Genomic DNA, 15,613 nt, shown 5'->3' on the forward strand with positions numbered 1-15,613 from the left:
AGTTAACTATTGTAGAGAGTAGTTATTTTGGTGATGATTATGAAAGATATTTTTGATGAATGTCAATTTGGAGATTTGAAGCTTAAAAGCAGGATTGTGAGGACCGGCACATGGGAAACCGAAACTGAAGATGGAGGATTTTTATCTCCTGCAATCTATGACAAGTATGAAAGGATTGCAGGTAGTGGAACCGGTCTGATAATATCAGAGATGTTTGTGCTTGACCGCAAGGACCGTTTTGCACCATATTCAGCAAACCTGAATTATTTGGGGTTCGTTAAGGAATATAAGATGCTAACCGACATCTGCCATAATTTTGATGTTCCAATTTTAGGTCAATTGGCGTTCTTTTACTATGATGACGGTGACAATCAGAAGGCGGAACCGAATGATTTAACCTCTGAAGGAATAAGGAAACTGCAGGCTGAAGTGATAATGGCTGCCAAGAAGTTCTCATTTGCAGGTTTTGACGGAATTCAGATTGATATGGGAAACAATTTCTATTTGGCACGTTTCATAAACCCTTACTTCAATCAAAGACAGGACAATTATGGTGGAAACACTGAAAATCGTGTGAGAATCGCCTCAGAGATTATCAAGGTAATCAAAAAGACAATGCCCGGTTTTCATGTAAGCATCAGAATCAATCCGTGGGATGTTAGAAAGGATGGAATGACTGCAGAAGAGAGTATCGAGGTTGCAAAGGAATTGGAAAAAGCAGGTGCAGACAGCATTCAATTGACTGCACGTACAATATCATATCTTTATGACGGAAAGGATAAGAATCCATTCCTTGTATATGCCGATGAGCTGATTGGCTCTTTAGAGATTCCGGTTATTTTGGGAGGATCATTAAGGGACATGAAATCAATGAACGATGTCTTGAACCATTCAAAGGTGGAGTTCATGTCAATGTCCAAGCCGTTTGTGGCACAGGCCGACTTTCTGGCCGAGTGGAAAACGAACGGTGAGGGAGAATCAATCTGTCAAAGCTGCAATAACTGCTACTCTAAAAAGACCAGTACATGTTTTAAACACTAAAATAAGATTTTTTACTCTATTTTTAATTATATTTTTATTTTTCTTGTGAATAACTCATTTTTCTAGCAATTATTTTATTTGTTTCAATTTTAAAAATAATTATATTATGTTAAAAATAAATTATAGTATAGTATAATTGAATTATGATTTGATATTAATGAGGAGTTATTCATGAAGAATATTATAGTGGTAATCTTTGCGATTTTATTTGTCATTTCATTCTCATTGGCGGCGGTTGCTGCAAATGATGTGAATGATACAGATACAATCGGCGAAGTTACGAACGAACATACAGTAGAAAGTGTTGATGTTTTAAAATCAACCGACAATCAGATTGATGAAAACAACACTATTTTAACCTCTGCCGACGGCGAAAAATTAGGTGCCGATGAAGGCAGCTTTAAGGATTTGTAGGATTTAATTGATGGTGCTGAAGAGGGTTCTACAATTTATTTGGACAGGGATTATGATTATAAGGGCACTGAAACAGTTGAATTTTCTAAAAGCATTACAATCGACGGAAACGGCCATTATCTTGATGGGCAAGGTAAAGACAGGATTTTTGATATATATCAAAGGTTTTACAGAAGTCAGTTTTCGATAGTTGAAGTTCGAAATTTTTAGAGGATTTTAAAATAGTGGGTGTTTTTTTAGATGGTTTGTGAACCTAGTTAATGGTGTTAAAAATAAAAAAGAAGAATAACTCAAAGGGAGTTATTCTACGCTGCTTATTTTGTTGGACATGTCTTCGGTGAAATTCATATTTTTAAATGAATCATCGGTTGGAAGAATCATGTTGAATTCGTGGATTTCATCAATTTGTCCGGATCCTTTAAAGTCATTTAATCCTAGAACATGGCCTCCTACTGTCTTGTCGTCAGAGAGGAAATGGAGATGCCATCCGTGCATGTTCAGCTCGTTCATGTACTCAGGGAAGTATACTGCCACAAGTGTTCCGGTCTGGTCAGTGTGGTTGAATACCTTTTGGTCTACCGCTGCAACTTCGGTGAATTCCTTATATGGTTCTTCTTGCTTTTCAACGCTTCTGACGGTAATGTTTTTAAAATCACCTTTGATTTTGATTACATACATGTTGTTTGTGCCATATTTTTCAATTTCCTTGTCCAATTGGGAGGTCAAGTCGTTAAAGTCTTTGGCAGTTATATCGTCTATTTTTCCGTCTTCGTCAAATTTGGTGATTGTGGCGAATGGTATTTTTTCATTATCAGACATGACATTGATGCTTCCGTCAGCGGCCGCCTGATATATGACGCCGTCCAAGATTATCATCTCACCGTTCACTCCTTCAAATGTTCCAAGGCCGATGTCACCATGTGACTTTAAATCGCCAACAGTGACTACCCCATTATATTCCCCATGCATGAAAGCCTGCATTAGGGAGACCTGATACATTGAATCATCATTATTGTTTCCAAAGAATAATGAATTCTGAGCGCTGACCGCTGAAACAGCAAGCAGGCCCATTATGATTAATGCAAACACTATTTTCTTATTCATGATATTTTCCTCCTAATTCGATAATTAAATTTATATGGGAATTGTCTAATAAGTTTATGTACTGGTGTATGGCTCTCTGTATCGTTTGCCGAATATTCATTAATATGCTGATACAAAAGCCACCTGTATAATTATCAAATGCAGCTTCAACATTTCAAAGCTTTTGCGATTTGAAAGTTAATATCTCATCCGCTTCTTTCAGTATTTTAATCTCACATAGCTAATGAGGCTACTTCTGCGGCTTAGTTAGATGATTAAATTATTTTTTTCATGGAATGTCAAAAATAGATGGTGTTTTTAAAATGTGAAATGACCCTAGCTCATAGGGCCATTAACACACGGAATTTTGTCATACTTTTGTTTTTATTTGAAAAAATCTTTTTTGTGCAAAAGGTTTATTACAAATAAAAAGGCATATGTCCCACCCGCCTGCCCTAAAATAATGAAATCTCTTTCATTATAATCATTTGAAAATGCACATTGTTTCATCCTTGGTCATGTCATGATAGAATTCCGCCTTTTCGTCCTCAAAATCTATGACCTGTATCATTGAATATACTTCCTCATTCAAATTTGGATTTATATCCTTCAGGATGTTCGGATAATCAAAGACCATGTCCTTGTTGTATTCTATTTTCTTCTCATTTTCAAACAGTGCCCCATAGTATATTTCAGCCTCCACAAGATCCTGAAACATATGGCTTCCGAATGACAGTTCAGGCATGTAACCCACTTCACTGTAGGATTCCTCAAGGATTGCAGTGAAATGGCTGATGTCTGCAAACACTACCGGAATTCCCAATTCGGGAGAGGATGTACCTATTCTTCCCGGAACTATCAGGATTGCTGTTTTGTCATTGCTTTTGCAATATGCATTCACGTCACTTATAACCCGTGAAATTGAACTTTTTTGGGCATATGGATACTCGTAATACTTGTGGGGGTCAACATAACAGATTGTGTCAATCTTGTTTTTCCGTGACATTCCCATGGAAGACTCTTTAATGTGGAAGAAGACGTTCTTGTCCTCAGGCATTTCAATGGCTTTGTCATTGACTGAAACCTGAAGCGGACGGCATTGCAGGAGGTTTATGTTGAATGTGCCATCCTCTCCGACATTGACGGTATACTCTATGTCGACAGGATAGTCGTAGGCGGTTTCAAGAGTGTTTAGAATCTCCTTCATGACTCTTATAAACTCCTCGTTTTTAACGAGGCCCTCACAATTGACGAACACAATTTCACGGCGCTGTCCACGGTCACGAAACATTCTTTCCGCTTCACGGTCATGCTCAATCAGCACCCTTTTGGAATATCTTGGAATCACGTCCAGGCCTTCATCAACCGGAATGTCATGCAGACTTACATTTTTCAGGTCAATGACATCCAGATAATGTTGGGAATACCTGTGCTTTTCTTTTATGTCTTTTGTTAGTGTCACTTCAGGTTTGTCAAGATTGACAATTCTCGGATAGTCCTTTTTTGTCCTGTCGACGGCTTTTGTACCGAGACCCATTACAAGCCTCAGCATCCCCTTGCTGTTGTCCATATCCGGAAGAGGGGAATATGGGCTGTATGAAAATCCTACTCCTGCTGCAGTTGGGAAGAGGTAGTTTCCATAGTATGAGCCTGAAACCCTTTGAACCAGAAGTGCCATCTGTTCATCGGTATCGTCAAGATCGTTCAGTTTCCTGTATTCCAAAGCGGAAATGTTCATGGTACTTGAGTATACAATTTTTACAGCCTCTTCAAAAGCCTCCAGACGTTCCTCAAGGCTTCCCCTATTTGCGCAAAACACTGATTCGTACTTTCCTGCAAATGCATTTCCATATCCGTCTTCAAGGAAACTGCTTGATCTGATAATTATCGAATTTTGTCCGAAATAATCCAGTATGTGTATGAATTCCTTTTTGATTTCATCGGAAAAGGTACCGTTCTTAAGCGCTTCCTCCAGTTCCCTGCCGTATTTGTAATATCCATCAGGTGTTCTCTGCTTTACCCGAAGGTCCCATAAGTCATTTGAAACGATATATGTATAAAACAAGTCGGAACCTATATAGAAGGAGTCATCCGGTTCAAAGCTGTTGTTGTAGATGTCGGGACAGTTCTTTTCAATTATCTTTCTTGCAAGCAGCATTCCGCATGATTTTCCCCCTACCAGTCCGCTGCCTACGCGGCGGTCATAGATGGTGGTGTAATCCTCGAAGGTGAAGTATTCCTTGATTTTGGAAAGCATCCTCTTGTCCTTTGTCATCATCAGCTCGCAGATTTTATCGCACTCGTCATCAATGTTCTCGCCTTCGCCATATTTCATTCTGACCTGAAGCATGTACCTTTCCCAGCTGTCCAAAATCTGTCCGTTTTGGTATTTATCAGAATCATTAATGGTTTTGTAGTATTTGCTGACTTCCTGTCCATCTTTTAGAACTTTGACAGAACCTGTTATTGGGTTGAACTTATGTCCCAAAAACATGGTCTGCGAATACCTGTTCCATACCTTTAAAGGGGATACGTAAACTTCCTCTGGAGAATTGGAGTACACATTTAAAAACAGCTGTGTTGTTTCACGGATTTTTGCTATGGCATCATAGGAATGCCTTCCCCGAATGATTGGGAAATATGCTATTGTATCCAGTTGGAACAGAAATGGGCAGGTGACCTTGAAGAAATTGCCCATCATCAGGTCTGTTGACCAGACCGCCTGAAGGTCGCTTAGGCAGTCAAATACGTAGAATGCATCAAATCCCTCTTTTTCGATTATTCTGTGGACTTCCAGAGTGAATGTTTCAAATTGGTTATAGGGATTTACCTTATATATTTTAATCCCGTCACGTTCTATCATGCAAAATTCGCTTTTGGGATTTTCCTCTTCGATTTCAAGTAATCTGAAATCTTCATCGCTCATATCTATCAATGGAGGGTGATTGGCAAAGCGGATGTATATCAAATTCCTGTTGTCTTCTTTTGCTTGCTTTACGTAAGGGTCGACAAAGTAGGAAAATTCATGTAGGTTGGTGACGTTCCATACTACATTATCCCCTAAACGGATATTGTCCAAGGCTTTGTCAAGTCCCGGAATTCCGGATTTAGCTCTCTCAAATGGCGCCATAATAATGTCTCCTAATATCTGTTTTTAATCTCTAACCATTGGTACTCCAGTCAGTTGTGAAGCTTCCATTGTTAATGCAACTAGATCTTGACGTTCAAGTTTCTCCACATCGGTATTTCCTGCCTGCTGGGTTAATGCGGTCACTTCCTGAGTCATTGCCTCAATATAATTTGCAACTTGCTGTCCTTTTCTTATAGGATCCAGTCTTCTTCTGAGGACTCTTTCCTGTGTTGCAATTCCTTTCGGACAGATTCCTTCAGAACATGTCTGGCAGACCTTACATCCTATTGATATCAGTGCGGAGGTTGCAATATATACCGCATCTGCGCCCAATGCTATTGCCTTTGCAACATCTGCTCCGGACCTTATTCCTCCGGCTGCAACAAGACTCACTTCGCTTCTTAAATTCACGTCTTTTAAAGCGTCATCGGCTTTCACTATTGCTTCTATTGTAGGAATGCCTGCGTGTTCTGTAACTGCCTCAGGTCCGGCACCGGTTCCTCCCTGCATACCGTCAACTACAATTATGTCTGCACCTGCTTTTGCTGCAATTTTCACGTCCTGTTCCACTCTTCCGGATGCGAATTTGACAATGATTGGTATTTTCCAATCTGTAATCTCTCTTAGCTGATTGATTTTCATGCCCAAATCCTCAGGTCCGACAATGTCCATGTGTCTGGCAGGACTTAATGCGGAGGTTCCCTCTGGAATGTTTCTGACTCTTGCCACTTCTGCTGTTACCTTATGGGCAAGCAGGTGTCCTCCCATACCGGATTTTGCGCCCTGACCTATTTTTATTTCGACAGCTTCTGCATTGTTCAAATAACTGGCTGAAACTCCGAAACGGCCTGACGCATATTGGGCAATCAGTTTGTCCGCATAATGTCTTTCTTCAGGAAGCATTCCTCCTTCACCTGTGTTGGCGATTGATCCCACTTTGCTGCTTCCTATAGCCAATGCAATTTTGGCTTCCTTGCTTAACGCACCGAATGACATTGCCCCGATCATGATAGGTGTGTCTATCTCAATTGGATTTTCAGCAAACCTGTCTCCAAGCACCACTGAAGTTTTGCATGTTTCCCTGTAGGAGTCTATTGGAGGCCTTGAAACCTGTGCAGGCAGTATGCTTAAGTCGTCGAATGTTGGGATTTTCCGGGTCAATCCGCAACCTCTCACTTTATATGAACCTGTTTGACTTTTACGTTTGATTTCAACCATTGTTGAGTTTGACCAGATTCCCCTTCCCTCATCGGCAAGAGGCCTTACGTATATCGCATGTGTCGGACACATTTCCTCACATATTTTGCATCCTACACAGTTTTCCTGATGGATTGGTAGAGGCTCATCATTGATCACTTCATATACGTCGTGAGGACAGTTTGAATAGCAGCTGTAACAGTTTTTACAGGCTGAGTGTTTTGGATTGTCACATAGATACCAGCAGCACCCAGGTCGGTTATTGTTCTGTTTGCATATCTCTATTTTCCTTTCAACTGTAAATGACATCTAATTCACCTCCTCTTTTATATCTCTCAATGGTTTGAATACCGGACATACGGAATATTTTGTTCCTCCGGATTTGACAACGTCATCAATCGCATTTGTTAGTTTTGCATAAGGTTTCCAGGCCAGATGATCTTCCTTGTCAACAATTATTGCCTCAGTTATGATTTTGTTTGTCAATAGATAGTCAAGCAGTGTTGTGACGATGGAACCGTTCTGACCCTGTGTATGTTTCAGGGATTTGACTGTCAGTATTTTTATGAAGTCGCCTACAGGCTTTGAATTGTCGTTTCGCAAGTCTTCAGGAATGAATGTTCTTGGACACACTGTAAAGCATGCATGACAGTCATCCGGACATTCGCTTCTCATTATCGGTTTTGTATCATCAATTTTTATCAAATCATCCGGACATGCGTATTCGCATGCTCCACAAAGGACACATGCCCCAACATCTATGACATTGGATTTCAAATCCTGGAAATTGGACTCTGAAATGTCCTTGTTGATTGACTCTTCTGATTTTGTTCGCTGATACAGCACAGGCCGAGCCAAAAATTCCCTTCTTTCTATGGTTTCCAGATTTTTGTTTATTTTGCTTTCTGCAATCTTGTTGAGTAGTTTGAATTGTGATTCTGTGAGGTCTTTGGCTTCAATGAATTCCTGTTTTATTGCTCCATTGATTATTTCTTCGCCTTTTTTGGTTCTTACTATTAATGTTGACCATCCGTCCTGTGATCCTATTGACCCGATTGATATGTCTGATGTCTCTGATGTCAGCTCCACACAGATGTTGCAGTTTTTTCTGATGATTCTTTTGGCTACTGACAGGGGTATTTTCACGGTCTCTTTTGTTTTCAGCAATAAAAATACGAACCCTTTTTCAATTTGGAATTTTTCAATGTCGTCCATTTTCAGGTCATACTCTTTCAGGAGGTTTTCAAAGTACCTGTATGAGAAATTTTCCATGCAGAATAAGCCCAGCTTAACATCAATAGGGCTATCTGTATAATACTGTAGTTTGGATGCTGCCATGATTTCACAAGGTGTTCCAACCATAGCTATTCTATCTTCGCTCATTTTTTTAGCTCCTATTGTATATTAACAATTTTTTTAAAATTTGTATAATCTATATCACTCAGTTCAAAATAATATTCGGTTAGAATATCTTTCAGCTCTTTTTGATCTTCAAGGGTGGTTTTTTCCATAATCGCATTTTTCCCTAAGCTTTTAACCTCTCCAAGAACATATATGGTTCCCCTCATAATGGATTCGCCAACGTCATCGGTAACATCACCGAGTATTATGAGTTTGCCACCCATCATTAACAGTCCGGTCATGTATCCGCTGTTTCCTCCAATTATTACGGTTCCCCCTTTCATGATTTCTCCAGTTCTTGAACCGGTGCTTCCTTTTACTATAACGGTTCCGCCGTATATTCCTTGACCTGCACCGTCGCCTGCTGTGCCTTCAATAATCAGTTCGCCTTTTGTCATGTTGTCTCCGGCAAACCATCCGGCATTTCCTGTGATGTGTATGTTTGCTCCGTTAACCATTGTTCCAACAAAATATCCTGCAGAGCCGTTGATTTCAATATCCACATCTTCAATTAAACCCGCACAGATGTTGTGTTTGGATTCGGGATTGTTAATAATGAGTTTATCATGAGATGTTGCTTGCTCTTTGATGGTGCGGTTCAATTCCTTTTCATCCATATTCTTTGCATCAATAACATATTCTTTCATAGATAAGACTCTCCTATATTGTATAAGCTCTTGTTTCTCCTGGAGCTATTTGTTCTATCTGGTCTGAATCTGTGACGTCATGCAATGCCATTTCCTCTGAAGCTATTGCAAAAATTTCATCGGTTTCCACCATTACTCCTGGCCTAAGGCCAAGTTTGTCCTTTGCAATGCCTATTCCGTTCGGTGTTCCCACCAGTATTGAAAATGGGCCGTCCAAATCAATCACTGCCTGGTCGAGTGCTTCTTCCAATTTATATCCCTGGTTTAGTTTGTCAGCCATGTAATGGACAATGCATTCTGTATCATTGAATGATTCGAAAGTGTGTCCTTTTCTCTCTAACGGATCTCTTATTTTCCAGTAATTGGTGATTTGGCCATTATGCACCACGGTAATGTCTGGTATGATGTAGCTTTGATATGGGTGTGCATGATAACGGTCCACTCCGCTTTCAGTTGCAAAACGGGTATGGCCTATTCCATGTGTTCCCATCCTGTTTGAAACATTAAATCTCTCTGCAATGTCTTTTACTTTTCCTGTATCCTTGATCATTTCAAATGAATGTGAACCGTTTATTACCCTGACGTTTTCCAGTTCGTCAATTTCGTTTATGCAAGGTTTTAAAAGTGAGTATTCTTCCAATGCTATTTTGCATTTGTATACGTCTGAGTCTCCTACAGATTCGATAAGCTGTTCTTCATAGATTGGACTGAATTGAGTTAATAATGATTTTAAATGATCTAATGTACCTTTTCTTCTTTTTACCTCAATGTTTAATTGATAATAATTCTCAGGGAAATTCAAACTGCCGTAAATTGCATATCCTGCGGAATCAGGTCCTCTGTGTTGCAGGGATTCCAGCATTGATGTCAGTGATTTTCCTACAGGATGAGCTTTTTTATCTTTATATATTACTCCTGCTATTCCACACATTTTATTCCTCCAAATAAAAACTTAAGTTGACTTTATTCCGATTTTTAGTCTAATTCACTAATGCTAATGAAAATACAATATGCCTTAAAATAATGAATGATTTTAAATTTACAATATGCCTAAAAAATTATTCCATATGCCTTAAAAAATAATTCCGAAAACCTTTTAAAATTATTCATTCCATTGTTTAATTTAAATAATGATGATCAACTAAAAACAGGTTTTAATTGACCATCAATATACTCAAATAAATGAATAATATTATACGTTTAGATATTCGTCCCTTTCATAGTCGAATACCTGTATTCTGTAGGCATCCCATTCGGCCCTTTTGATATTGTAGAACTGATTGAATACTTTTTCTCCAAGGGCGTTTTTAATTACATCGTCTTCTTCTAAAGAATGGTATGCTTCCCATAAGCTTGTCGGCAAGTTGCCAATTCCTTTTTGGTTGATTTCGTCTTCTGAAAGTGCGAATAGGTTTTCTTCAGTTGGTTCTCCAGGATCAATCTTGTTGTCCATACCGTCCAGTCCCGCTTCAAGCAATACTGCAAATGCAAGATATGGGTTACATGAGGGGTCAGCGGATCTGCATTCGATTCTTGTTCCTAATCCACGGGATGCAGGAATCCTTAATAATGTTGACCTGTTTTTAAAGCCGTAAGCAATGTAACATGGTGCTTCGTAACCAGGTACCAGACGTTTGTAGGAGTTGACAGTTGGGGACAGGATTGCTGATAGTGCAGGAGCATGTTTCAATAATCCTCCAATGAAGTATAATGCATTTTGTGAAATTTGAGTTTCGGTATTCGGATCATAGAAGATGTTTTCTCCATCCTTAAACAAACTTTGGTTACAGTGCATTCCACTACCGTTGATTCCTAAAAATGGTTTTGGCATGAATGTTGCCTTGAATCCTAAGTTATTGACCACCGCTTTAACAGCTTCTTTAAATGTTATTACAGCATCAGCTGTTTTTAAAGCGTCTGCATATTTGAAGTCGACTTCATGTTGTCCTGCTGCAACTTCGTGGTGGCTTACTTCCACGTTGAAATCCAGTTTCTCTAAGCCTAACACGATTTCCCTTCTGATGTCTGTACCTTGGTCTAAAGGTTCCACATCAAAGTATTCGGCTTCATCTGCAGGAATGTAATTTCCATTTTCATCTTTTGTTATGATGAAGAATTCCGGTTCTGGACCCATATTGAATTGGTATCCTCTTTTTTCAGCCAATTCTAGAGATTTTTTAAGCACTCCTCTTGGATCTCCGTCATATGGTTTTCCTTCAGTAGTGAAGATGTCACATATGAATCTGCTGGTACCTTTTACTTCAGGTCTCCATGGGATTGTTGAGAATGTGTCGATATCTGGTTTTGCAAGTAAATCACTGTCGTTTATTGAAGCTAATCCAGCTATTGATGATCCATCAAACAGTAATCCGTCATTCACTATGTCTTCAACGTCATCAGCTTTTTTAAGAGGTACTGCCATACTTTTTGGTAATCCGTGTATGTCTGAGAGTTCTAACTTTAAAAATTTTATGTCGTTTACTTCTATTGTTTTAATTATTTGGTCTAGTTTATTATCTTTTGCTGACATTTTCTCACGTCATTTTTTTGAGTATATTATCCACTTGGTTGAACAATATGGAAAGTGGAGAACCATTTTCGACTTAATGAATTTAATTAAATACATAGTCGGAAGGAACATTCCTTCCGATTAATTGATTTATCATTATTGATATATAAATATTTTGAATGTCCTCAAAAATATAAACTAAAATCGTGGAAGCAGTTTATTGATTGCTATAATATTTGCACAATATTGATTAAAATAATGATTAATATCCTGTTAAAAATAGATTTGGTAAAATTTAATTTAAAAAAATAAAAAACAAGGAATATCCCTAATTATTGGAGGATAGGTAATTTGGGGGGATGGCTTAAATGGGTGTTATTCGAAACCTTTTGTAATCTTTTTGTTTTCCCAGGTTGTGAGTTTATATCCGTCCTCTCCACATTCAATATTCTCCATTGGCACTAAAGGAACTTTTCCAAGGCCACCTGGAGCATTATATACATATGTAGGTTTGCACATTCCGCTTGTTCTGCCTTCCAAGTGTTTCATGATTTCCAAACCTTTGGAAATGTCGACCTGAAAGTGCTTGGTGCTTTTGACATCTTTCGGATGGAACAGATAATATGTAATTACACGATACTTGTGAAGCTCCTCATTGGTTTTTTGAATGCAGTATTTGTCATCATTCACATTATGCAGCAGCACCATCTGGTTTCTTACAAGTATTCCATGGTCTACCAATATATCGATTGCCCTGACCGCTTCAGGGGTGATTTCACAGGCATGATTGAACTGTGTTGAAACCTGCACCCTGTATTTTCTGAGCAGGCATGCTAGCTCGTCATCGATTCTGAATGGAAGTGTTGACAGGGTTCTTGTACCAATCCTTATCACTTCAACATGAGGTATCTTGGATAGCTTATTGAAAATATCCTCTAATCGGGCATTGCTTAATAATAATGCGTCTCCTCCGGTAATCAACACTTCCCTTATGGTCTCGTGATTCCTTATGAATTCGATTGAAGTGTCAATGTCCTCTTTGGAGGTGTTTTTGTCAAAGTTGCCAATCAGTCTTCTGCGTTGGCAGTGTCTGCAATACATAGGGCAGGCATTGGTTACATTGATGATTAGCTTATTGGGATATCTTCTGGTGATTCTTCCTGAAGGATTGGATTGTTCCTCTTTCATAGGATCTAATTCTCCTGATTCATCCAATTCTTTAACATCAGGAATTGACTGTAATCTTATTGGACAATTGGGATTGTCAAAATCAATCAATGAAAAATAATAGGGGGTTATTGCAAACCGGTATTTTTCCCCAACCTTTTTTATGTTATCATATTCCTCGTCAGTGAGTTTGATATATTTTGAAATCTCATCAACACTGCTGATTCGATTTTTTAATTGCCATTTTGAGTCGTTCCAGTCTTTTTCAGTGGCATTCAATTCTTTAAGAATTTTATTTTTAGTGTTTTCATATAAATTATTGGAAAACTCACTGAATCCTATTCTGACTTCTGCTTTATGGTCCATGTCATTAATGGCTATCCTATCAAGTTCATCTGAACGAATTAATGATTTTTTTCTATTGGCGTTTATGCTACCTACCTCATTTTATGCATACTTTTGAATTATTATAAATATAGTTTTGTTCATTGTTTAATATATTATTTTCCATAATGATGGAAGAAAAGCAGGGTAATATTGCACATCAAGATTTTCTTACATTTCCTATTTGCGCCTTTTCTTTGGGGCTGGAAGTTCGTCATACATAACTTCCAAAAGCTCTTTGAGGAACTCTCTATTTTCCACGTCATCAACAAGCAGCATTTCCTTAGCCCCTTCATAGGGTAATTCCATATGGCATTTGGCATCATTTCTCTAGCGGATTTCACCTACTTTACCAAGAAGCGGTCATCATAAATGCCTCCAATAATCTTTCCACGATAGTATATGATGTATTCGCCCATCATTGAGCGGTATGTTATTTCATCCAAAAAGGATAACTGCTCGAGAATATATTCTAAATAGTCTTTAGTTGAACTCATTTTTGCACCTTAACAATATTTATGATTAATCGTTGGGTTTAATCACTAAAAAAAAGTTGTTATAAAAGTTGAGGTTTTTTAAACTTTTAAAAAGAAAAAGGTTCTTTAAAGAATTATGTCTAATCCTTTAAAGATTTGTTTTTTATTTTCCTAAGCTTTCTACACCTTTCGTAGCAAGCAATTTTGTAAATGAACCCTCAGGTTGCATTACAATATTTCCTTTAGAATATTCCTCTAAAGCGGCATTTACCATTTTTGACTTTTTATCCGGATCTGCAGCGGCTTTTGCTAATGCTTTTACCAATACCATAACTGCGTCTCCTCTGGACATTGTACCACTTACGCCTTCATTACCTGCATATCCTGCATATGCGTCGTTTTCACGAATGATGTCTGCTGCACTGAGGTTGGTTTCCTGGCCGTCAATCTTTATCGGCCGTATAGTGTTAATGATATTGTCCACACCTTCGTCATACACTAAAATAACCGCATCTGGAGTAAAGTTGGTATTTGCTTCTACAATCTCTTTTGCATACTTCATACCGTCTTGTACGCCATCATAAAGGCTGTCGTGCATAAACATCTTTCCGCCTCCAATCGCACTGGATGCGGGCTGTGTTGGGTGTGTCATGTCACCTGGATAAATTGGAGTGTAGTTCTTAAAGCTTCCATTTTCCAAACGAATCATGAATGCCATATCTACTCCTCCGTTGGATTGCTCGTATTTATCTGCAGCCAATATAAGGATATCCTTATCTTCTTGTGTTAAATCCGGACCTGTATTTAATGCTCCGTAAATTGAAGCCAAGAGTCCCACAAGAATAACTAAAAGAATAGCTATTATTAATTTCTTTGTTCTGCTCATTTCATTTCCCACACGATAATTTTAAAATTATGTTTTTTTTAATATGATTTTCAAATAAATAAAAATCTATTAAGATACAAATTAACTTGTACTCATCTATTATTTTTCGATATCTAATTATATAAATATTATTGAAATTATACTCATTTGAGCTTAATTTTCATTTTTGATTTTTTTTAAATTTGGAAATGATTTTCAATATGGCGAAATCAATCAAAAAGTTTTTTATACACAAAGTGTTAATAAAATATAATATGGCAAAGGATGATAGAAGCGGCATAAATCCGTTTACCGGAAAATCACATTTTGACATTGTAAATGATGACAATTTCCTCCAGAGTTCATATAACGAATATTATAATATGATTAATAGGGCTCAGCTCCTGGACAATACTCCTGACGGACAGATTGTCAGAGGCGTGGCCATCAGATTAATCCAGGCGGTCGAAAATTATCTCTCTGAAATAGGCAGACTGGATTATGTTGAGGATTATTATGACTGGGATTTTCATTTGGTTGCAGACAATACGGTAAATGCATTTTGCATGCCCGGAGGAAAAATCGTAATGTTTTCAGGCATTCTGTCAATTGCAAACACCGAAGACAAGGTGGCATTCATTTTAGGTCATGAAATGGCTCATGCCCTTCTGGATCATTCAAGAACAAGGGCCAGTGCACAGACTGCAAAAGGTGCAATCACTTCCGCCGCCTGGATTGGCAGCATCGCCATGGATTTGGTGGGTCTGGGTGAATTTGGCTCTTTGACTAGGGCTGCCACTTATGCTGCCGATATAGGTTCGGAATTCCTGTTGATGAATCCGTGGGGAAGGGACCAGGAACTTGAAGCCGACCGTCTGGGCATGATGATAATCCACTGGGCAGGTTATGACATTTCTCCAATCCCTGCGTTCTGGCAGTCAATGGCAAATCATAACTCTAATGAGCATGATTTTTTCTCAACACATCCTGCAGATTCGAAAAGGATTGCAGTAATGAATGAGCTGATTCATGAGATTGAAAATGAAAGGGATTTTCATTCAGGGCCCGTTTTAGGTGAAGTTCCCACTCCAAAGGACGAGTTTGCAGATTCTCATGTGGTAAGAAATAATGTGAAGTACTGTCAGGAATGCGGAGCTCCTGCTGAAATGGACAGTATATTCTGCACCTCTTGCGGAGCCAAATTTGATGTTGAGCTGAAATGCGGTAATTGTGGTGCGTTGGTTGGTGAAGGAGATAAATTTTGCATGAATTGTGGAAATAGACTTTAAAGGTGATAAT

The 15,613-nt window shown here is 38.5% G+C and carries 13 protein-coding genes and 1 pseudogene; 4 read left to right on the top strand and 10 right to left on the bottom strand.

Translation table 11 applies throughout. From position 1 onward, the window contains the following. The first annotated feature begins 39 nt into the window (after positions 1-39). The 3 genes from QZ138_RS00875 to QZ138_RS00885 all read left to right on the top strand — a co-directional run bounded on the left by QZ138_RS00875 (position 40) and on the right by QZ138_RS00885 (position 1,665). Positions 40-1,041 carry an NADH-dependent flavin oxidoreductase gene (locus QZ138_RS00875; RefSeq protein ID WP_292885042.1) on the top strand — a complete coding sequence of 334 codons (1,002 nt, stop codon included), beginning with the start codon at positions 40-42 and terminating at the stop codon, positions 1,039-1,041. A 171-nt stretch (positions 1,042-1,212) separates the two neighbouring features. Then, positions 1,213-1,455, top strand: a complete 243-nt coding sequence (locus QZ138_RS00880) for a hypothetical protein (RefSeq protein WP_292600808.1) — start codon at positions 1,213-1,215, stop codon at positions 1,453-1,455. 39 nt (positions 1,456-1,494) lie between these two features. Further along, a complete protein-coding gene (locus tag QZ138_RS00885; protein WP_292885045.1) occupies positions 1,495-1,665 on the top strand; it encodes a hypothetical protein in 171 nt (56 codons plus the stop codon). Between the two features lie 90 nt (positions 1,666-1,755). Here QZ138_RS00885 and budA read toward each other — a convergent pair whose 3' ends face one another. The 10 genes and pseudogenes from budA to QZ138_RS00935 form a co-directional block, all read right to left on the bottom strand. Then, positions 1,756-2,559, bottom strand: a complete 804-nt coding sequence (gene budA, locus QZ138_RS00890) for an acetolactate decarboxylase (protein WP_292885048.1) — start codon at positions 2,557-2,559, stop codon at positions 1,756-1,758. A gap of 463 nt (positions 2,560-3,022) precedes the next feature. Beyond that, positions 3,023-5,668, bottom strand: a complete 2,646-nt coding sequence (locus tag QZ138_RS00895; RefSeq protein WP_292885051.1) for a PEP/pyruvate-binding domain-containing protein — start codon at positions 5,666-5,668, stop codon at positions 3,023-3,025. A gap of 24 nt (positions 5,669-5,692) precedes the next feature. Then, the gene (locus QZ138_RS00900) at positions 5,693-7,174 is read right to left on the bottom strand and encodes a glutamate synthase-related protein (RefSeq protein ID WP_292600816.1); all 1,482 of its coding nucleotides are present in this window, start codon (positions 7,172-7,174) and stop codon (positions 5,693-5,695) included. Next, positions 7,175-8,248 carry a Coenzyme F420 hydrogenase/dehydrogenase, beta subunit C-terminal domain gene (locus QZ138_RS00905; RefSeq protein WP_292885054.1) on the bottom strand — a complete coding sequence of 358 codons (1,074 nt, stop codon included), beginning with the start codon at positions 8,246-8,248 and terminating at the stop codon, positions 7,175-7,177. An 11-nt stretch (positions 8,249-8,259) separates the two neighbouring features. Then, positions 8,260-8,913 (bottom strand): tributyrin esterase, encoded by a 654-nt coding sequence (locus QZ138_RS00910; protein ID WP_292885057.1) that lies wholly within the window; start codon positions 8,911-8,913, stop codon positions 8,260-8,262. A 13-nt stretch (positions 8,914-8,926) separates the two neighbouring features. After that, positions 8,927-9,844, bottom strand: a complete 918-nt coding sequence (locus QZ138_RS00915) for a glutamine amidotransferase (protein WP_292885059.1) — start codon at positions 9,842-9,844, stop codon at positions 8,927-8,929. Positions 9,845-10,105: 261 nt separating this feature from the next. Further along, entirely contained in the window at positions 10,106-11,443 is a 1,338-nt protein-coding gene (gene glnA, locus QZ138_RS00920) for a type I glutamate--ammonia ligase (RefSeq protein ID WP_292885061.1), read from the bottom strand. A 354-nt stretch (positions 11,444-11,797) separates the two neighbouring features. After that, positions 11,798-12,955: a KamA family radical SAM protein gene (locus QZ138_RS00925; protein WP_292885063.1), complete on the bottom strand. Its 1,158-nt coding sequence runs from the start codon at positions 12,953-12,955 to the stop codon at positions 11,798-11,800. Between the two features lie 198 nt (positions 12,956-13,153). Further along, positions 13,154-13,470 (bottom strand): annotated as a pseudogene (locus QZ138_RS11370) (TfoX/Sxy family protein). Positions 13,471-13,612: 142 nt separating this feature from the next. After that, positions 13,613-14,335 carry a DUF4012 domain-containing protein gene (locus QZ138_RS00935; RefSeq protein ID WP_292885067.1) on the bottom strand — a complete coding sequence of 241 codons (723 nt, stop codon included), beginning with the start codon at positions 14,333-14,335 and terminating at the stop codon, positions 13,613-13,615. A 254-nt stretch (positions 14,336-14,589) separates the two neighbouring features. Between QZ138_RS00935 and QZ138_RS00940 the strand changes: the two genes are divergently transcribed. Further along, entirely contained in the window at positions 14,590-15,603 is a 1,014-nt protein-coding gene (locus tag QZ138_RS00940) for a M48 family metallopeptidase (RefSeq protein ID WP_292885070.1), read from the top strand. Positions 15,604-15,613: the final 10 nt, after the last annotated feature.

The organism is Methanobrevibacter sp. UBA212, assembly GCF_905233225.1.
In the GTDB taxonomy this organism is placed as follows: Archaea; Methanobacteriota; Methanobacteria; order Methanobacteriales; family Methanobacteriaceae; genus Methanocatella.

Bases quoted from the DNA above. Each gene is read 5' to 3' on its own strand.
- QZ138_RS00875 (WP_292885042.1), top strand. From the start codon at position 40: ATGAAAGATATTTTTGATGAATGTCAATTTGGAGATTTGAAGCTTAAA.
- QZ138_RS00900 (WP_292600816.1), bottom strand. From the start codon at position 7,174: ATGTCATTTACAGTTGAAAGGAAAATAGAGATATGCAAACAGAACAAT.
- QZ138_RS00905 (WP_292885054.1), bottom strand. From the start codon at position 8,248: ATGAGCGAAGATAGAATAGCTATGGTTGGAACACCTTGTGAAATCATG.
- QZ138_RS00880 (WP_292600808.1), top strand. From the start codon at position 1,213: ATGAAGAATATTATAGTGGTAATCTTTGCGATTTTATTTGTCATTTCA.
- QZ138_RS00915 (WP_292885059.1), bottom strand. From the start codon at position 9,844: ATGTGTGGAATAGCAGGAGTAATATATAAAGATAAAAAAGCTCATCCT.
- QZ138_RS00940 (WP_292885070.1), top strand. From the start codon at position 14,590: ATGGCAAAGGATGATAGAAGCGGCATAAATCCGTTTACCGGAAAATCA.
- glnA (WP_292885061.1), bottom strand. From the start codon at position 11,443: ATGTCAGCAAAAGATAATAAACTAGACCAAATAATTAAAACAATAGAA.
- budA (WP_292885048.1), bottom strand. From the start codon at position 2,559: ATGAATAAGAAAATAGTGTTTGCATTAATCATAATGGGCCTGCTTGCT.
- QZ138_RS00895 (WP_292885051.1), bottom strand. From the start codon at position 5,668: ATGGCGCCATTTGAGAGAGCTAAATCCGGAATTCCGGGACTTGACAAA.
- QZ138_RS00935 (WP_292885067.1), bottom strand. From the start codon at position 14,335: ATGAGCAGAACAAAGAAATTAATAATAGCTATTCTTTTAGTTATTCTT.
- QZ138_RS00910 (WP_292885057.1), bottom strand. From the start codon at position 8,913: ATGAAAGAATATGTTATTGATGCAAAGAATATGGATGAAAAGGAATTG.
- QZ138_RS00925 (WP_292885063.1), bottom strand. From the start codon at position 12,955: ATGGACCATAAAGCAGAAGTCAGAATAGGATTCAGTGAGTTTTCCAAT.